The organism is Pedobacter petrophilus (assembly GCF_009674725.1).
Lineage (GTDB): Bacteria > Bacteroidota > Bacteroidia > Sphingobacteriales > Sphingobacteriaceae > Pedobacter > Pedobacter petrophilus.
Genome location: NZ_WKKH01000019.1, coordinates 41,001 through 56,989 on the forward strand (window position 1 = coordinate 41,001; position 15,989 = coordinate 56,989).

Consider the following 15,989-nt stretch of genomic DNA (forward strand, 5'->3'; position numbering starts at 1 on the left):
GATATTATCCGTTAAATACTTTGTTTAAATCTATACCACGAGTTTGAGCTACTGTATAAGCATCACGCATTTTTGTTAATGCATCAACAGTTGCTTTTACCACGTTGTGTGGGTTTGATGAACCTTTAGATTTTGCCAATACGTTATGCACGCCAGCACTTTCTAATACAGCACGCATTGCACCACCAGCAATTACTCCGGTACCTACTGCAGCAGGTTTAATTAAAACAAAACCACCTGAAAATTTACCGATTTGTTCGTGAGGAACAGTACCGTTTAAAATTGGCACTTTAACTAAGTTCTTTTTAGCATCATCCACACCCTTAGCGATTGCTTCAGTTACTTCTTTCGCTTTACCTAAACCGAAACCAACAACACCGTTCTCATCTCCAACAACAACAATTGCTGAGAAGCTGAAAGTACGACCACCTTTGGTTACTTTGGCAACACGTTGTATACTAACCAAACGATCCTTTAATTCGATATCGGTGGTTTTAACTCTTTTTATATTGATAGTTGACATCTTACTTTTTCTTCAGATTAAAATACTAAACCAGCCTCGCGAGCACCTTCTGCCAACGATTTCACACGACCGTGGTATAAGTAGCCGTTTCTATCGAAAACAACTTCTTTAACACCAGCAGCAATTGCTTTTTCAGCAACTAATTTGCCAACTGCAACTGACTGATCGCTTTTGTTACCTGTTCCAGAAAAATCTTTAGACAAAGATGATGCTGAAGCTATTGTTGTACCGGTTACATCGTTAATTACCTGCGCATAAATCCCTTTATTGCTTCTATATACAGATAACCTTGGACGTTCTTCTGAACCGGTAAGTCTTTTTCTGATCCCTTTTTTAATACGATCTCTTCTTGATAATTTTTTACCTGCCATGATTACTATTTTTTAGACGCTGATTTACCTGCTTTTCTTCTTAACACTTCACCTACAAACTTGATACCTTTACCTTTATATGGTTCTGGTGCACGTAACGAACGGATTTTCGCTGCTACCTGGCCAATCAATTGTTTGTCTATACTTTCTAAAATGATTTTAGGAGTCTGACCTTTTTCTGATGATGTAGTTACTTTAATTTCTTCCGGTAACTGGAATACATAATGGTGAGAGTAACCTAAAACCAAGTCTAATGTATTACCAGTATTTGTAGCACGGTAACCAACACCTACTAATTCTTGAGTTAATTTGTAACCTTCTGTAACACCAATAACCATGTTATTAAGCAAAGAGCGATATAAACCGTGTAAAGCTTTGTGTTTCTTTTGTTCTGAAGGACGGGAAACTGTTAAGATTCCATCTTCCTGACTTACAGTGATATCTGAATCTACTGTTTGTGTTAATTCACCTTTAGGGCCTTTTACACTTACAACGTTATCGTTAGATACGGTAATGGTAACACCTGAAGGGATTGTAATTGGGGCTTTTCCTATTCTTGACATTGTGCTGTTCTCCTAATAATTAATAAACGTGACACAATACCTCACCACCAATATTTAATTTGGCTGCTTCTTTATCAGTCATTACACCTTTAGAAGTAGATAAGATTGCGATACCTAAACCGTTTAATACTCTTGGCATATTTTCAACACCAGCATAGTTTCTCAAACCTGGTTTACTAATTCGCATCAAAGTACGAATAGCAGGAACTTTTGTAATCGGATTGTATTTCAAAGCGATTTTGATTGTGCCTTGAACAGTGGTATCTTCAAACTTGTAGTTCGCGATGTAACCTTTATCGAAAAGAACTTTTGTAATTTCTTTTTTAAGGTTTGATGCAGGAATTTCTACAACACGGTGGTTGGCCTTAATGGCATTCCTTACTCTTGTTAAATAATCTGCTATTGGATCTGTATTCATTTTTTATTGTTTTTGATAGTGGTTTCCTTCTGCTACTCAGCTGTGGGACCTGCTATCGGTTAAAATTCTTTATAAAAGCAAAAAGACTAAAGCACAAAGACTAAAGCGATATCACTATTGCTTTAGACTTTGAACTTTCAGCTTTAAGCTATACTACCAGGATGCTTTTTTAACACCCGGTATTTTACCGTCTAGTGCCATTTGGCGAAATGTTACCCTTGAAATACCAAAGGTACGCATATAACCACGTGGACGACCAGTTAATTTACAACGGTTGTGTAAACGTACCGGAGATGAATTTTTAGGTAATTTATCTAAACCTTCGAAATCTCCTGCAGCTTTTAATACTGCACGTTTTTCAGCGTATCTAGCTACCAATTTTTGGCGCTTAACTTCGCGTGCTTTTACACCTTCTTTTGCCATTATTCTGCTGTTTTTTGATTTTTAAATGGTAATCCGAATTGTTTCAATAACTCAAGTGCTTCAACATCAGATTTCGCCGAAGTTACGAAAGTTATATCCATCCCTAAAATTTTATTGATTTTATCTATATTAATCTCTGGGAAGATGATTTGTTCAGTAACACCTAAAGTGTAGTTACCTTTTCCATCAAAACCTTTATCGTTAATACCTTTGAAATCACGAATACGTGGCAAAGCTACAGAGATCAAACGATCTAAGAACTCGTACATATTGTTGTCACGTAATGTTACGCGTACACCAACCGGCATACCTTTACGCAATTTAAAGTTCGAAATATCTTTCTTAGAGTTAGCCGGAACCGCTTGTTGACCAGTGATAGTAGACAATTCAACAATTGTCGTATCCATAATCTTTTTATCAGTTACAGAAAAACGACCTACACCCTGATTGATACAGATTTTTTCCAATTTAGGAACCTGCATTACAGTTTTATACTGAAATTTTTCTTTTAATGCATTTACAACTTCTTCTTTGTATTTGCTTTTTAATCTAGGTGTAGCCATTATTTAATTTCCTCCCCTGAAATTTTAGCAACTCTAACTATTTTACCATCCGCGTTTAGTTTACGACCAACACGTGTAGCTTTACCAGATTTTGGATCAACCAACATCAGGTTAGAAATATGAAGAGCAGCTTCTTTTTTAATAATACCACCGTTTGGATTTGCAGCATTTGGTTTAGTATGTTTAGATACTAAGTTAACGCCTTCTACAATGGCTCTGTTTTTATCTATTTGTACTGAAAGTACTTTTCCTTGTTGACCTTTTGAATCGCCAGCAATTACTTTAACTAAATCTCCTGTGCGGATTTTAAGTTTTGATGGTGTATTTACTTTGTTTCCCATTTTATAATACCTCCGGTGCTAATGATACAATTTTCATGAATTGTTTTTCACGTAGTTCTCTCGCAACCGGGCCAAAGATACGTGTACCTCTTGGCTCATCCTGTGCGTTCAATAATACAGCTGCATTATCGTCAAAACGGATATAAGAACCATCTTTACGACGAATTTCTTTTTTAGTTCTTACAACAACTGCTTTAGAAACTGTACCTTTTTTAATATTACCTGACGGTAATGCGCTTTTTACGGTAACAACTACTTTATCACCAATTGAAGCATAACGTTTGCCGGTTCCACCTAGCACGCGAATTACTAATACTTCTTTTGCGCCGCTGTTATCAGCAACGTTTAATCTTGATTCCTGTTGTACCATCTTATTTAGCTCTTTCTAAAATTTGTACCAATCTCCAGTTCTTGTTTTTACTCAAAGGACGAGTTTCCATGATCAATACTGTATCACCGATACCGCATTCGTTCTTCTCGTCGTGAGCCATAAATTTGGTAGTTTTCTTAACGAACTTACCATAAATCGGGTGCTTTACTTTACGCTCAACGCTCACTACAACAGATTTATCCATCTTGTTGCTCACTACTAATCCCGTTCTTGTTTTTCTTAATTGTCTTTCCATGTCGACTCTCAAATTATTTAGTTTCAGTAGCTGACTCAGTGTTTTTCACTTTAGTCAACTCAGTGTTTAAACGGGCTATGTCTTTCCTTACTTTCGCAATACGCGAAGGATTTTCGATAGCTGAAATAGTGTGTGCGAACTTTAATTTTGATAAGCTCTCTTTTTCTTCCGCAATCTTAGCTACTAATTCTTCTTTTGAAAGCCCTGTGATTTCTGAATTTTTCATTTTTCTTTTTCTTTTACGTTGAGTGTAGCGGTTATAATAAACAAGTATTTACAACATTCACCTCAACACTTTACTATGCTTCTACGTAATCTCTACGTACTACGAACTTGGTTTGGATTGGTAATTTCTGAGCGGCTAAACGCAATGCTTCTTTAGCTACTTCTAAAGGCACACCTTCAGCTTCGAAAATTACGCGTCCAGGTCTTACAACTGCTACCCAATACTCAGGAGCACCTTTACCTTTACCCATACGTACCTCAGCAGGTTTTTTAGTTACCGGTTTGTCCGGGAATATCCTGATCCATACCTGGCCTTCACGTTTCATGAAACGTGTTACCGCGATACGGGCAGCCTCTATCTGCCGACTTGTAATCCAAGTTGCTTCTAAAGATTTGATACCGAAAGATCCGAATGCTAATTCAGCTCCACGAGAAGCTAAACCCTTCATTCTGCCTTTTTGCATCTTCCTGAACTTCGTTCTTTTTGGCTGTAACATTTTATTTTGTTCTAATCGTTAAACGATGTTAATAAATCAATTATTTACGAGGACCTCTGTTAGCGCCTGCGCCACCACCTCTATTTGCTCCGGGACCACCTTGACCTTGACCTGGACCACGACCACCACCTTGGTTTCCACCACGTCTGTCGTTGTTACCACCGCCACGGCTATCTCTTCCACCGCCTCTGTTGTCTCTTCCACCAAAAGCTGGTTTGTCTGATGCGCCTTTTGGACCGTTGTTTGTCGAACCGATGTTTGGAGACAAATCACGTTTTCCATAAACTTCACCTTTACAAATCCAAACTTTAACACCGATTTTACCATAAGTGGTTAAAGCTTCAGCTAAAGCGTAGTCGATATCAGCACGGAATGTATGCAAAGGCACTCTTCCTTCTTTGTACTGCTCGGTACGCGCCATCTCAGCACCACCTAAACGACCAGAAGTCATGATTTTAATACCTTCAGCACCCATACGCATGGTTGATGCGATAGAAGATTTCATTGCTCTACGGAATGAGATCCTTGCTTCTAATTGTTTTGCAACACCTTCTGCAACTAATTGTGCATCAAGTTCAGGGCGTTTAATTTCAAAGATGTTAATTTGAATTTCCTTTTTAGTCAGTTTCTTTAACTCTTCTTTGATTTTATCAACCTCAGCACCTGCTTTACCGATTACGATACCTGGGCGAGCTGTGTGGATTGTTACCGTGATACGTTTTAACGTACGCTCAATAACAACTTTAGCAACACCACCTTTAGCAATACGGGCAGAAAGGTATTTTCTTATTTTCTCATCTTCAACTAATTTATCGGAGTAGTTGTTGCCACCGAACCAGTTAGAATCCCATCCTTTGATGATACCTAACCTGTTACCTATTGGATTTGCTTTTTGTCCCATTTCCTAAAATTAGTTTTGAGTTGTTTCTGTATTTTTACTATCTACAATCAGCGTTACGTGGTTAGAACGTTTACGAATTCTATATCCACGGCCTTGAGGAGCTGGACGTAAGCGTTTTAACTGACGGCCTCCATCAACCATAATTGTTTTAACAAAAAGTTGATTTTCTTCAGGACGAGCACCTTCATTTTTAGATTCCCAGTTTTTGATCGCAGATAATAATAATTTCTCAACTCTTATTGCTGCTTCTTTATTGGTAAACTTTAAAATGCTTAATGCTTTCTCTACACGTTCACCTCTGATAAGATCTACAACCAAACGCATCTTACGCGGTGAGGTTGGACAATTGTTTAATTTTGCTATTGCTTCCATTGTCTAATTATTTTTTCTTTTCAGCGTGTCCTCTGAATGTTCTGGTTGGAGCAAATTCTCCCAACTTGTGACCAACCATGTTTTCTGTAACATACACGGGAATAAATTTATTTCCGTTGTGTACTGCAAATGTATGATTAACGAAATCTGGTGAGATCATTGATCTACGTGACCAAGTTTTGATTACAGACTTTTTGCCTGAATCATTCATAGAGTTTACTTTTTTCTCTACGTTATGGTCAATATACGGTCCTTTTTTTATCGAACGAGCCATTATTTCTTCCTTCTCTCTATGATGTAACGATTAGAATATTTTTTAAGTTCTCTGGTTTTAAAGCCTTTAGCTAAAACGCCATTTCTTGAACGTGGGTGACCACCTGATGATCTACCTTCACCACCACCCATTGGGTGATCGACAGGGTTCATCGCTACCGGTCTAGTTCTCGGACGACGGCCCAACCAACGTTTACGACCTGCTTTACCTAATACTTCGTTTGCGTGATCTGAGTTAGATACCGCACCGATAGTAGCAAGACAAGTAGTCAGGATTAAACGGGTTTCGCCTGAAGGCATTTTCAAAGTAGCATATTTACCATCGCGGGCAGCTAATTGTGCGTAAGCACCTGCACTACGAGCCAATTGTGCTCCTTTTCCAGGGTGAATCTCCACATTGTGGATGATAGAACCTAATGGAATGTTCGATAATTTTAAAGTGTTACCTACTTCTGGTGCTGCAGTTTCGCCCGATAATAATACCGAACCAACTTGCAATCCTTCAGGAGCAATGATATAACGCTTCTCGCCATCTGCATAATGTAATAATGCAATGCGGGCAGTACGGTTTGGATCGTATTCAACAGTAGCTACTGTTGCAGGAATATCAAATTTATCGCGTTTGAAATCGATCAAACGGTATGATTTTTTATGACCACCACCCATGTAGCGCATAGTCATCTTTCCTGTGTTGTTACGTCCACCAGACTTTTTTGATGATACAACCAATGATTTTTCGGGCGTGGTTGCTGTAATCTCCGTAAAACTAGCACCAACTCTGAAGCGGGTACCTGGAGTAACTGGTTTAAATTTTCTTAAGCCCATAGTTATAATGAATTATTAAATTAAAGGGTTGCGTAATAATCTATTGTTTCGCCGTCTTTCAACGTTACGATTGCTTTTTTGTATTTCGGGCTACGGCCAGATACAAAACCTGCTTTAGTGTAACGTGATTTAGCTTTTCCATCAACAACCATTGTGTTAACTGCAACGATAGTTACACCGTACAATTTTTCAATAGCTGCTTTAATCTGGATTTTGTTAGCCTTGTGGTTAACGCTAAAGGTGAAACGGTTAGATTTCTCAGTTAAAGCTGAAGCTTTTTCGGTTAATATTGGTTTTTTTAAAATTTCCATATTATTTGGCAAATGCCTCCTCCAAAGTTTTTACAGAATCAGCAGTTAACACAAGCACACCAGCATTTAATACATCATAGGTATTTAAATCTGCTGCAGAGATTACTTTTGTTTTCTGAACGTTTCTGCTTGATAAATAGATATTATTATTTTGTGCAGGTAAAACCAATAAAGTTTTTTGAGTACCTACGTTTAACGCAGCCAATAAACTTGTGTAGTTTTTAGTTTTAGCTGTATCGAAGTTGAAATCTTCTAAAATTACCACGTTGTTATCTTTTGCTTTATAAGCTAAAGCAGATTTACGTGCCAATGATTTTAATTTCTTGTTCAATTTAAAGCTATAGTCACGAGGTTGAGGACCGAAAACACGACCACCACCGTTAAATAACGGAGATTTAATGCTACCAGCACGTGCACCACCTGTACCTTTTTGTTTGTATAGTTTACGGGTCGAACCAGCAATCTCATTACGTTGTTTAGATTTGTGAGTACCCTGACGCTGATTAGCCAAATACTGTTTTACATCTAAATAAATCGCGTGGTCGTTAGGCTCGATACCAAATACCGATTCAGGAAGTTGCACCTTGGCACCTGTTTCTTTACCTGAAATGTTTAATACTTTAACTTCCATCTGATTACTTGTCTAAGATTACGTAAGAACCTTTAGCTCCTGGAATGGAACCACTAACTACTAATAAGTTTTGCTCAGCATAAACTTTCAAAACCTGTAAGTTCTGAACTTTTACCCTGTCTCCACCTGTTCTTCCAGCCATGCGCATTCCTTTGAATACACGTGAAGGGAATGACGATGCTCCCAATGATCCCGGGGCACGTAAACGGTTATGCTGACCGTGAGTCTGCATACCAACACCGGCAAATCCGTGGCGTTTTACAACACCTTGAAAACCTTTACCTTTTGAGGTACCTACAACATCAACAAAATCGCCTTCTGCGAAAGAATCAACCGTTACTACATCACCTAAATTAAGTGAAGTTGTAAACGAATCAAATTCTACCAGCTTGCGTTTCGGAGTTGTGTTTGCTTTCGCGAAATGGCCTTTCAATGGTTGAGTTGTGTTTTTCTCTTTTTTCTCATCGTAACCCAACTGGATTGATGAATAACCATCTACTTCTTCGGTTTTTACCTGTGTAACTACACAAGGTCCAGCCTCGATTACCGTACAAGGAATGTTTCTTCCTTCGGCATCAAAGATACTGGTCATTCCTACTTTTTTTCCAATAATTCCTGACATTTTATCTTTTAATTTTAACACCCATCGAAGCAGTAGGGCTTCGTTCAAGGTGGTTGTACATCCCCCGAAAGGGACGGCAAAGATAGGCAAGAAATATTAATTTTCAAATAGTTAGCGAATTATTTTTTCAAATAAATTGCTGATATGATGGGATTTAACTAAAAAAGAGATGTTAATGTGCCAAACCACCATTTAAACTGATGGTTATGATCGCTAAAATGATAAATCCAATAAGTACATATAGGTAATCCCGCTCGATTAAAAAGCTAAAAATAGCGAAAACAATGCGTGCAATCGGCGTAAAAATTAACATCAGGATACCAAACTGCACAATGGCATCGCCCTGAAAAGTAGATACCCCTTTAAATATGGCTATTATGGAAGAAAACTTGCTTAACTCAGGTTTAAAAACTTTATAGTTGGTAATAGCGCCTTTGTTATGGATCAGAAAAATTGTACCACCTATTAATACAATACTCATCGAAATGATTACACCTGCACGCAAAAGCGTACCCAGAATCACCTGAATATCTCTGTCGTTCATTTTTTCTTTTTCCAGTGTATTCATTATAATCCGCTTATTCCTTTATAGATCATTTGCAGTGCTAAAAAAGCAACCACTACAGCAAATACAATTTTAAGTTTACCGGTATTGGCCTTTAATAAAACTTTAGAGCCAACTGTTGCACCCGTTAAAACACCTATGCAAACCGGCATGGCAATCCCGGGGTCGATCTGGCCGCGGTGTAAATAAACCACCGCACTGGCTGCTGCCGTAACGCCCATCATAAAATTACTGGTTGTAGTTGATACCTTAAAGGGTAAACGCATAATGTTATCCATTGCGATTACTTTTAATGCTCCGCTCCCAATGCCGAGTAAACCAGAAAGTGTGCCGGCGAAAAGCATCATTAAGAAACCGCCCGGAATGTTTTTAACGGCATATTGATGATCTACCCCTTTATCTGGATAAGATCCATTTAATTTAAAGAATTTTGCCCATTTATCGGTATTATCTAATGTGCTATGATCTACCTTCTTCTTTAAAGTCATGATGGCCGAAAAGATTAGGATGCAACCAAAAAGAATAGCAATATAGTTCGCATTAAGATAAACAGCTACAATGGCACCACTAATGGCACCAACAGTTGTTGCAATTTCGAGAAACATCCCAATTCTAATATTGGTGATTCCCTCTTTTACATAAGCCGCCGCTGAGCCCGATGAGGTGGCAATTACCGAAACAATAGACGCGCCAATGGCATAATGAATGTCTACGCCGAGGGCTAGCGTAAGCAATGGGATAATAATTACACCGCCACCCAAACCCGTTAGCGAGCCTAATAAACCAGCTAAAAAAGCGCCTAATAAAACGATTATGGTAAATAACAATACCGACATGCGGGCAAATATAAGTGACTTGTTTTGGGGAAACGAAGGATTTAGGGAATAAAATAAAGTCTATATGTTAAGGGGATAAAATAGAATTTGATTGATTAAGTTTTGAATGACTGAATGCTATAGGCGAAGGTTATTCTCTCATTCAAAAATCACTCATTCTATAATTTATAATGCAATTTACTTTCCTGATTCAAATCAACATGCTCAAAACTCTCCAACAGTTCAAAAGCAATTTGTCTCACCGTTTCAGGGATTGGGTTAATGGTCGATTTATTGCCTTCAGTATCTTTTACCGTCCAGCCTGATGTATTTAACACCAAAGGCTCGGCATTGGCCAACGATTTAATTATTTTGCCTCTTGCAAAAGCAATACCATCCGAATCGATAATCACCTTTTTATTGTTCCACCAGTTTTCTTGTGATACCGTTGTTAAAACAGAACGATCTAACTTGGCAGTATAGTCCCAACCCTTCCCCACCTTATGCATTAATTTTAATAAACCGATAAAATTGGTGAGACTTTTAGGATTATAAACTTCCGAACTGCAATACATTTCGAGGTGGCTTAGTTTAAGTTGTCCCAACAATGCTTTCGAATGATCAGTATTATGAAAAATCACCATTATTCTTTCAGCAATTAAAGAAATAACCGCTTCGTTTCCCTGATCATATTCACCACAAAGTATTTCGATATCTTTTAATTGTTGCTGCAACATCGAAACCAGTTCAGGTTTATTCAAAATGGTTTTCATATAGAATAATTACTTGCCCAGCCTTTTAATCATTTCGGCACTTAAATCTCTTCCATCATTTAAACGGTTGGCGAAGAATGATTTGGCCGCTTCGAAATGTTCTTTGTAACCTTTTAAATCGCCATAGCCAATAATCGATGCCCACTCATGCACCGCCGTGTGAAATTCCAAATCATCTCCACGAATAGATTTATCATATAAAGCAGTATTAATCGACTCCTCTAACATTTCTTCATTCTTGAAAAGATATTCGGCAATGCCCAACCTCAATTTAAAAGGTGGCGTTTGGCAGATCAGGTTATCGTAAGGGTTTACGCCCATTTTATACCAGGCATAAACCATGCTTAATAAACTTAAATGAGAATTTGGTTTTTGTTTATGATTAGCATCAGAAAGACTAAATTCTTTCATAATGTTATCATCCAAAAGTAAAAGGGTACGGCTTTCATGAAACACAAAATCTCTGGCTGCGTAAATTTTCGCCCTGAATTCCGTTTCATTTTCGCAAATCATTAATTTATAAAGCTCAGATTCTGCCTGCGCATAATATTTAACCTGCTTTTGAGCATAAGGATTTAAAATGGCCAAGCCTGCATAAATGTGAGATTTATAGCTAAAAATTCTCAGTGTAGTTAAAATTTTGACATTGTCTATTCCTCCGGAATAAGCTGGATTATCCCATGGAAAAAAGCCTGCATTTTTCCAGGCAGACCCCATACTTTCAAAACCCATATGGGTTACCGCCTGCGTGTCGGCAACAATTCTATCGTGTTCACGATAATCATCCATCTCAATGATGTTCGATTTTAATGACTTGTAAATTTCCAGTGCCTGCCCATAAACTTCGTCTGTAGCACGGTGACGAACCACTACAAGCGTTTGCCCTTCGGGACTAAATGCCGGGCCATGTAAAGAGTGACAGGTTACAATCTGTGTATCGGCTGGTAAATGTTTTTCGAATGCTGCAATTTCAGGGTGTTTAACTGAGGTTTGGCCGGAAACGATTGCACCGAACTTTGTCGACCGGGCGAAGGTTGCCACCACTTCATCTATTTTCTCTGCTTCTACACAATAAATGATAAAGTCTGATTTTCTTGCTACCTCATGTCCGTCTAATAAAACTTCAACACCTTTTGGTTCGAGTTCACTTTTTAATTCGGCAAAACGCAAGGGCATATCTGCTCCACATACTCTATAACCAGCACCTGCAAACGATACGGCATACAATTTACCCATATCGCCTAAACCGATAATTCCTATTTGCATGCAGCAAATGTAATCTATCACGATTAATTTATAATAAAACCCAGATAAAATTGTTAATTTATAAATCAGATAAAATCAATTTTGTTAGAACTACAGGGCAAAAAGTAAAATTAGATTGCCTTGTAATTGTATAAAAATGTAGTTTTACACTTTAACACCTATTATTTAAACTATGCAGAAACTTAAACCAACCCTATTGTTTTTAGCGGTTATGCTATTCGTAAACATTGCATTTGGGCAAACTAAACAAGACACTTCAAGAAATACGGACCCTTCTTTAAGTGGCCAGTACAATTTTATGTTGAAAAAATCTAAAAGTTTATATGGTGCAAAATTGATTAATCCATCCAAATTAGCGTCATTTTGGAAAAGCGTTAACGATACTTTGAGAAAAGAGCGGAAACAACTCGGTGAAGCCAGACAGGAAATTAAATCACAAAGTGAAAATATAGCCAGTTTAAAAGGTGAAGTAACTGGTAAGGAAAGTTCATTGGCAAATGCAACCGCATCTGTAAATGAAATCAGTTTTCTGGGCATTTCTTTCAATAAAGGAACATACAATACCCTTGTTTGGGCAATTATTATCTTTTTAAGCGCTGGCTTGGCGATCGTAATATTCCAGTCTGGAAAATACCGTAAAGAAGCTGCTTACCGGACTCAACTTTACCAGGAAGTTGCAGATGAATTTCAAACACACAAGGTGAAGGCAAAAGATAAGGAAATGAGGCTCGCCAGGGAATTGCAAGATGAAAGGAATAAATGGGACGATGCAAGAGGCAGGTAACCGCTTATCCAGTTTTATCAATTAGCTGAACGTTAATTGATAAAATTACCTAATAACATCAACTTATTACTGGCAGCTAAGCCATTCGGATTACAACCGAGTTTACCTTCCGGAACTTCAAGGTTCTGTTTTTTGTAAAAGTTAATCCAAAAATCGTCAGTTTTTCCGGTTTTTGGATTAATAAAAGTCATGGGCTCCAATACAAAAATGTGATCTTTTCTAAACGACCGCTCAATAAAATCGGAACAATAATAAGAATCCTCATTCAGAATATAGGTCCAGTTGTAAGGCTTTCCAAGCATTCTCTTAGCCGATGCTAAAGCCGCTGGAATAGCACTTTGAAAACTGTCTTTTAAGCGGTAGAGCATTATTTTATTGTCTGCCGTTTTTTGTGTCTGATAAAACTGCTGAATACTTTCCTTTACCGAACCTTTTTTGGAGGATGCGTGCAAAACAAATGTCGAGTCTGGCTGCTTTTCGATAATCCCAATATGATCAAAAGCAATAGCATCCCTTTTTTGCGTAACCCGGTTAATGGCACCGGAAAGATTGTCTTTTTCGGCACCAACAAAGATTAAATCGCCATTTTTCAATTCAGCTACCTGAAGCGTTTGTGAATTGGCAAGATGAAAAAACAGTAAAAAACCGCTTATAAAAATAAAAAATCTCATAAAATTAATCCTTAGGTTTCTGATGGAAATGATATTCCTTTAATGTTGCGATATAAATCAACCGCATACAAATCAGTCATGCCCGAAACAAAATCTAAAACACTTTGTGTACGGGAGTAAATATCGGTTAAGTCGGTATGGTATTGCTTTGGAATAAGCTTTACCAGTTTTTGATAATAGTGTGTATTATTATTAATCAGTGCTGGAACAAATTCTTCCAGTAAACCAGCCATAATTTTATAGCCTGCAACCTCTTTTTGTATTACTGATGAGAAGTTATAGATTCGCTCTATGGATACCGTCTCTATTGCTTTCCACGAGGTTAAATAAGGCTCTGGCAAAAGGTCGGTAAGGCTATAATTCAATTCACCTTTTAACAAAGCTTCCTGCTGATCAAAAAAGATACCAGCGCAAATATTAGTAAGCGTATTAATCGCCTTTGCCCTGAGTAAACCTATTTTTGCATCATCGTCTTCGTAATCATTTTTTAACCTGTCTTCTATTGTGTTAGAATTGGAGAAAGGCAATAAATAGTTTTTTACTTCTTCGTAAGATAAAATTTTTAAACGGTGTGCATCTTCCAAATCAATAATACTATAACAAATATCATCGGCTGCTTCAACCAAATAAACCAACGGATGCCTTTTGTAAATCAGGTATTCGTTTTCCTCTCGGGTTAACCTTAGTTCAGTTGCAATCTTTTTGAATGTTTCTTCTTCCGACTGGAAAAAACCATACTTCTTTCTATGTAAAAGTTTTTTTTGTTTCCCGGCTATTGATGCGCAAGGGTACTTGGCAATGGACGCTAAGGTTGAATAAGTTAAAGCATAAGCATCATTTCCCTTTCCCTTTAACGGATGTGTAAGGATTCTAATGGCGTTCGCATTCCCTTCAAAATTAGTGAGATCTTGCCACTGCGATGCTTTCATTTCCTTTTCATAAACGCGACCGTCACCGTCAGTAAAATACCTCGATATTGCGGCTTCGCCTGAATGACCGAATGCGGGGTTGCCAAGATCGTGAGCAAGTGCCGCCGCCGCTACAATATTTCCGACTTCATTAATTAAAGGCACTTCCTTAATTAATGAAGGCTGATGTTCTTCGAGGTTATTGAGAAAGATGTTTGCCATTGAACGGGCTACACTTGCCACCTCTAAACTATGTGTTAACCGATTATGAACAAAAACGCTTCCTGGCAAGGGAAACACCTGCGTTTTATTTTGCAAGCGCCTGAATGGAGAAGAAAATATTAAGCGATCATAATCCCTTTGAAAATCTGACCGGGCCTTATCCCGATCACCCGTCCAACTCTCCTGCCCAAATCTTTTATTCGAAAGTAAATATTTCCACTCCATTTAATGTAATCTCTAAAATTTGGCGCAAGTTAAACAAAAGCAGAAAACTCCTATTTAAAATAATCGTTGTAATTATATAACCTATTTACAGTTAAAAATTTATATTCGTTCCAAAATCAAACAAATTAAAATGAAAAAAATCTTATTAACCCTCACGGTGTTGTTTGCGCTATTGTCAACTGTTCAGGCACAATTCGAAGGCTCGAAGCAAATTTTTGAAAGTCCTAAATTAAAAGAGGCCGTTAAATTGCAAAAACTGGTTGCTATCTTGCCTTTTGAGGTGAAAATTTCTATCGCAAACAGCCTAAGAACTTCAATGCAGATGCTAACAAAGCACAAGAATTGTCAATGGCGAAATCGATACAGGCCAGCATGTACACTTTCCTGTTAAGAAAAAGTGATGATTACACCGTTGCATTTCAAGATGTAAACAAAACTAATATTTTGTTAAAAAAAGCCGGCGTTTTAGATAAGCTAGATGAAACAACCAAGGATGAGCTTGCTAAAATTTTAGGCGTAGATGCTGTAATTGGCGGGAAGTTTGAAACAGAACAGACAAAAACTGAAGCTGGTGCAATTGCATCTGCAGTATTATTTGGTGGCCTCGGCGGCAAATCCGGAACAGGCACCATGTTCTTAACCATTAATAATGGTACAGATGGAGAATTGTTGTGGCGTTTTTTCAAAACAATGGATGATAATATTTTGGGTTCTACCGATGATATGGTTGAGCGCATGATGCGGAAAATATCAAGGAATTTCCCTTATAAAAGTTAAAAGGCAGAACTTATGCATACGTTTTTAACACACGCTATGAAGGAGCAGTTCAAAGATCAATCAATAGAAACTATTTACGGCCTAATCTGTTTTTCTTAAAACTAAAATTATGAAAACGAGCGTTTATAATAAAGATGAGCATACTGAAGGTTATTTTGGTAAGGGGAAAAGTGAAAAAAAATCTGAGGTTCAAAAGGAATATGAAAAAGGTAATGACGGAAATGAAGTTACCGCTTTTGGCCGAGCTCCGATTGCTGAAGAAAATGCCAATGGCTTTAATGAAGGTAATATCAAAGCAAAAGATGGACTGGACAATACCGGTACTCAAGGCAAAGACTCTCTAAGCGACGACACCTATAACAGCTCTGACACCCGGCATACCATAGAAAGCGCAGCAAGCGGAACAGGTAGCTCATCTGAAGATTTCAAAGATGATCAGGATAAATCTAATATAAAACAACGAGACGAAGACGATGCGCTCAATACAGGGATATAAAT

The 15,989-nt window shown here is 37.8% G+C and carries 27 protein-coding genes; 3 read left to right on the forward strand and 24 right to left on the reverse strand.

All coding sequences use genetic code 11. From position 1 onward, the window contains the following. Positions 1-4: 4 nt before the first annotated feature. From rpsE to GJU39_RS13270, 22 genes are all read right to left on the reverse strand, one after another. The gene (gene rpsE / locus GJU39_RS13165) at positions 5-523 is read right to left on the reverse strand and encodes a 30S ribosomal protein S5 (RefSeq protein WP_010599893.1); all 519 of its coding nucleotides are present in this window, start codon (positions 521-523) and stop codon (positions 5-7) included. A 17-nt stretch (positions 524-540) separates the two neighbouring features. Continuing rightward, entirely contained in the window at positions 541-894 is a 354-nt protein-coding gene (rplR, locus tag GJU39_RS13170; RefSeq protein WP_025145211.1) for a 50S ribosomal protein L18, read from the reverse strand. Between the two features lie 5 nt (positions 895-899). Beyond that, positions 900-1,457 carry a 50S ribosomal protein L6 gene (gene rplF / locus GJU39_RS13175; RefSeq protein ID WP_154281256.1) on the reverse strand — a complete coding sequence of 186 codons (558 nt, stop codon included), beginning with the start codon at positions 1,455-1,457 and terminating at the stop codon, positions 900-902. A gap of 19 nt (positions 1,458-1,476) precedes the next feature. Further along, complete coding sequence (gene rpsH, locus GJU39_RS13180) at positions 1,477-1,875, reverse strand: 30S ribosomal protein S8 (protein ID WP_056869756.1); 399 nt, start codon at positions 1,873-1,875, stop codon at positions 1,477-1,479. 153 nt (positions 1,876-2,028) lie between these two features. After that, positions 2,029-2,298, reverse strand: coding sequence for a 30S ribosomal protein S14 (rpsN, locus tag GJU39_RS13185; RefSeq protein ID WP_025145214.1), 270 nt, complete (start codon positions 2,296-2,298; stop codon positions 2,029-2,031). Next, positions 2,298-2,864 (reverse strand): 50S ribosomal protein L5, encoded by a 567-nt coding sequence (gene rplE, locus GJU39_RS13190; protein ID WP_088301915.1) that lies wholly within the window; start codon positions 2,862-2,864, stop codon positions 2,298-2,300. The genes rpsN and rplE overlap by 1 nt, the downstream gene beginning before the upstream one ends. Continuing rightward, a complete protein-coding gene (gene rplX / locus GJU39_RS13195; protein WP_029282701.1) occupies positions 2,861-3,202 on the reverse strand; it encodes a 50S ribosomal protein L24 in 342 nt (113 codons plus the stop codon). Before rplX ends, rplE begins: the two co-directional genes overlap by 4 nt. Position 3,203: 1 nt before the next feature. Further along, complete coding sequence (rplN, locus tag GJU39_RS13200) at positions 3,204-3,572, reverse strand: 50S ribosomal protein L14 (RefSeq protein WP_010599900.1); 369 nt, start codon at positions 3,570-3,572, stop codon at positions 3,204-3,206. A gap of 1 nt (position 3,573) precedes the next feature. Further along, a complete protein-coding gene (gene rpsQ / locus GJU39_RS13205) occupies positions 3,574-3,828 on the reverse strand; it encodes a 30S ribosomal protein S17 (RefSeq protein ID WP_010599901.1) in 255 nt (84 codons plus the stop codon). A gap of 13 nt (positions 3,829-3,841) precedes the next feature. Next, on the reverse strand, positions 3,842-4,054 hold the full coding sequence (rpmC, locus tag GJU39_RS13210) for a 50S ribosomal protein L29 (protein ID WP_132530128.1): 213 nt from the start codon (positions 4,052-4,054) through the stop codon (positions 3,842-3,844). 73 nt (positions 4,055-4,127) lie between these two features. Next, complete coding sequence (gene rplP, locus GJU39_RS13215) at positions 4,128-4,550, reverse strand: 50S ribosomal protein L16 (protein WP_010599903.1); 423 nt, start codon at positions 4,548-4,550, stop codon at positions 4,128-4,130. A gap of 40 nt (positions 4,551-4,590) precedes the next feature. Further along, complete coding sequence (gene rpsC / locus GJU39_RS13220; RefSeq protein ID WP_154281257.1) at positions 4,591-5,451, reverse strand: 30S ribosomal protein S3; 861 nt, start codon at positions 5,449-5,451, stop codon at positions 4,591-4,593. A gap of 9 nt (positions 5,452-5,460) precedes the next feature. Next, entirely contained in the window at positions 5,461-5,823 is a 363-nt protein-coding gene (rplV, locus tag GJU39_RS13225; RefSeq protein WP_056097519.1) for a 50S ribosomal protein L22, read from the reverse strand. A gap of 7 nt (positions 5,824-5,830) precedes the next feature. Then, positions 5,831-6,097, reverse strand: coding sequence for a 30S ribosomal protein S19 (gene rpsS / locus GJU39_RS13230; protein WP_010599906.1), 267 nt, complete (start codon positions 6,095-6,097; stop codon positions 5,831-5,833). After that, positions 6,097-6,921: a 50S ribosomal protein L2 gene (gene rplB, locus GJU39_RS13235; protein WP_029282695.1), complete on the reverse strand. Its 825-nt coding sequence runs from the start codon at positions 6,919-6,921 to the stop codon at positions 6,097-6,099. The genes rpsS and rplB overlap by 1 nt, the downstream gene beginning before the upstream one ends. Before the next feature lie 20 nt (positions 6,922-6,941). Beyond that, positions 6,942-7,232 carry a 50S ribosomal protein L23 gene (gene rplW, locus GJU39_RS13240; RefSeq protein WP_025145221.1) on the reverse strand — a complete coding sequence of 97 codons (291 nt, stop codon included), beginning with the start codon at positions 7,230-7,232 and terminating at the stop codon, positions 6,942-6,944. A 1-nt stretch (position 7,233) separates the two neighbouring features. Then, complete coding sequence (gene rplD / locus GJU39_RS13245; RefSeq protein WP_154281258.1) at positions 7,234-7,863, reverse strand: 50S ribosomal protein L4; 630 nt, start codon at positions 7,861-7,863, stop codon at positions 7,234-7,236. A 4-nt stretch (positions 7,864-7,867) separates the two neighbouring features. Then, on the reverse strand, positions 7,868-8,485 hold the full coding sequence (gene rplC, locus GJU39_RS13250) for a 50S ribosomal protein L3 (RefSeq protein WP_029278646.1): 618 nt from the start codon (positions 8,483-8,485) through the stop codon (positions 7,868-7,870). 172 nt (positions 8,486-8,657) lie between these two features. Beyond that, positions 8,658-9,053 (reverse strand): DUF1634 domain-containing protein, encoded by a 396-nt coding sequence (locus tag GJU39_RS13255; RefSeq protein WP_154281259.1) that lies wholly within the window; start codon positions 9,051-9,053, stop codon positions 8,658-8,660. Continuing rightward, positions 9,053-9,886, reverse strand: coding sequence for a sulfite exporter TauE/SafE family protein (locus GJU39_RS13260; protein ID WP_154281260.1), 834 nt, complete (start codon positions 9,884-9,886; stop codon positions 9,053-9,055). Before GJU39_RS13260 ends, GJU39_RS13255 begins: the two co-directional genes overlap by 1 nt. A gap of 158 nt (positions 9,887-10,044) precedes the next feature. After that, positions 10,045-10,638, reverse strand: a complete 594-nt coding sequence (locus GJU39_RS13265) for a hypothetical protein (protein WP_154281261.1) — start codon at positions 10,636-10,638, stop codon at positions 10,045-10,047. Between the two features lie 9 nt (positions 10,639-10,647). Next, entirely contained in the window at positions 10,648-11,904 is a 1,257-nt protein-coding gene (locus tag GJU39_RS13270) for a prephenate dehydrogenase (protein WP_154281262.1), read from the reverse strand. A 172-nt stretch (positions 11,905-12,076) separates the two neighbouring features. On the opposite strand from GJU39_RS13270, the gene GJU39_RS13275 reads away from it, so the two are divergent. Continuing rightward, positions 12,077-12,688 carry a BAR domain-containing protein gene (locus GJU39_RS13275; protein ID WP_154281263.1) on the forward strand — a complete coding sequence of 204 codons (612 nt, stop codon included), beginning with the start codon at positions 12,077-12,079 and terminating at the stop codon, positions 12,686-12,688. Between the two features lie 32 nt (positions 12,689-12,720). Here GJU39_RS13275 and GJU39_RS13280 read toward each other — a convergent pair whose 3' ends face one another. Then, the gene (locus tag GJU39_RS13280) at positions 12,721-13,359 is read right to left on the reverse strand and encodes a YiiX/YebB-like N1pC/P60 family cysteine hydrolase (RefSeq protein ID WP_154281264.1); all 639 of its coding nucleotides are present in this window, start codon (positions 13,357-13,359) and stop codon (positions 12,721-12,723) included. Positions 13,360-13,370: 11 nt separating this feature from the next. Next, positions 13,371-14,714, reverse strand: coding sequence for a dGTP triphosphohydrolase (gene dgt / locus GJU39_RS13285; RefSeq protein ID WP_154281265.1), 1,344 nt, complete (start codon positions 14,712-14,714; stop codon positions 13,371-13,373). Between the two features lie 348 nt (positions 14,715-15,062). Here dgt and GJU39_RS13290 point away from each other — a divergent pair, with 348 nt between their 5' ends. Further along, positions 15,063-15,491, forward strand: coding sequence for a hypothetical protein (locus tag GJU39_RS13290; RefSeq protein WP_245227873.1), 429 nt, complete (start codon positions 15,063-15,065; stop codon positions 15,489-15,491). A 109-nt stretch (positions 15,492-15,600) separates the two neighbouring features. Further along, positions 15,601-15,987 (forward strand): hypothetical protein, encoded by a 387-nt coding sequence (locus GJU39_RS13295; RefSeq protein ID WP_154281266.1) that lies wholly within the window; start codon positions 15,601-15,603, stop codon positions 15,985-15,987. The last annotated feature ends 2 nt before the right edge of the window (positions 15,988-15,989 follow it).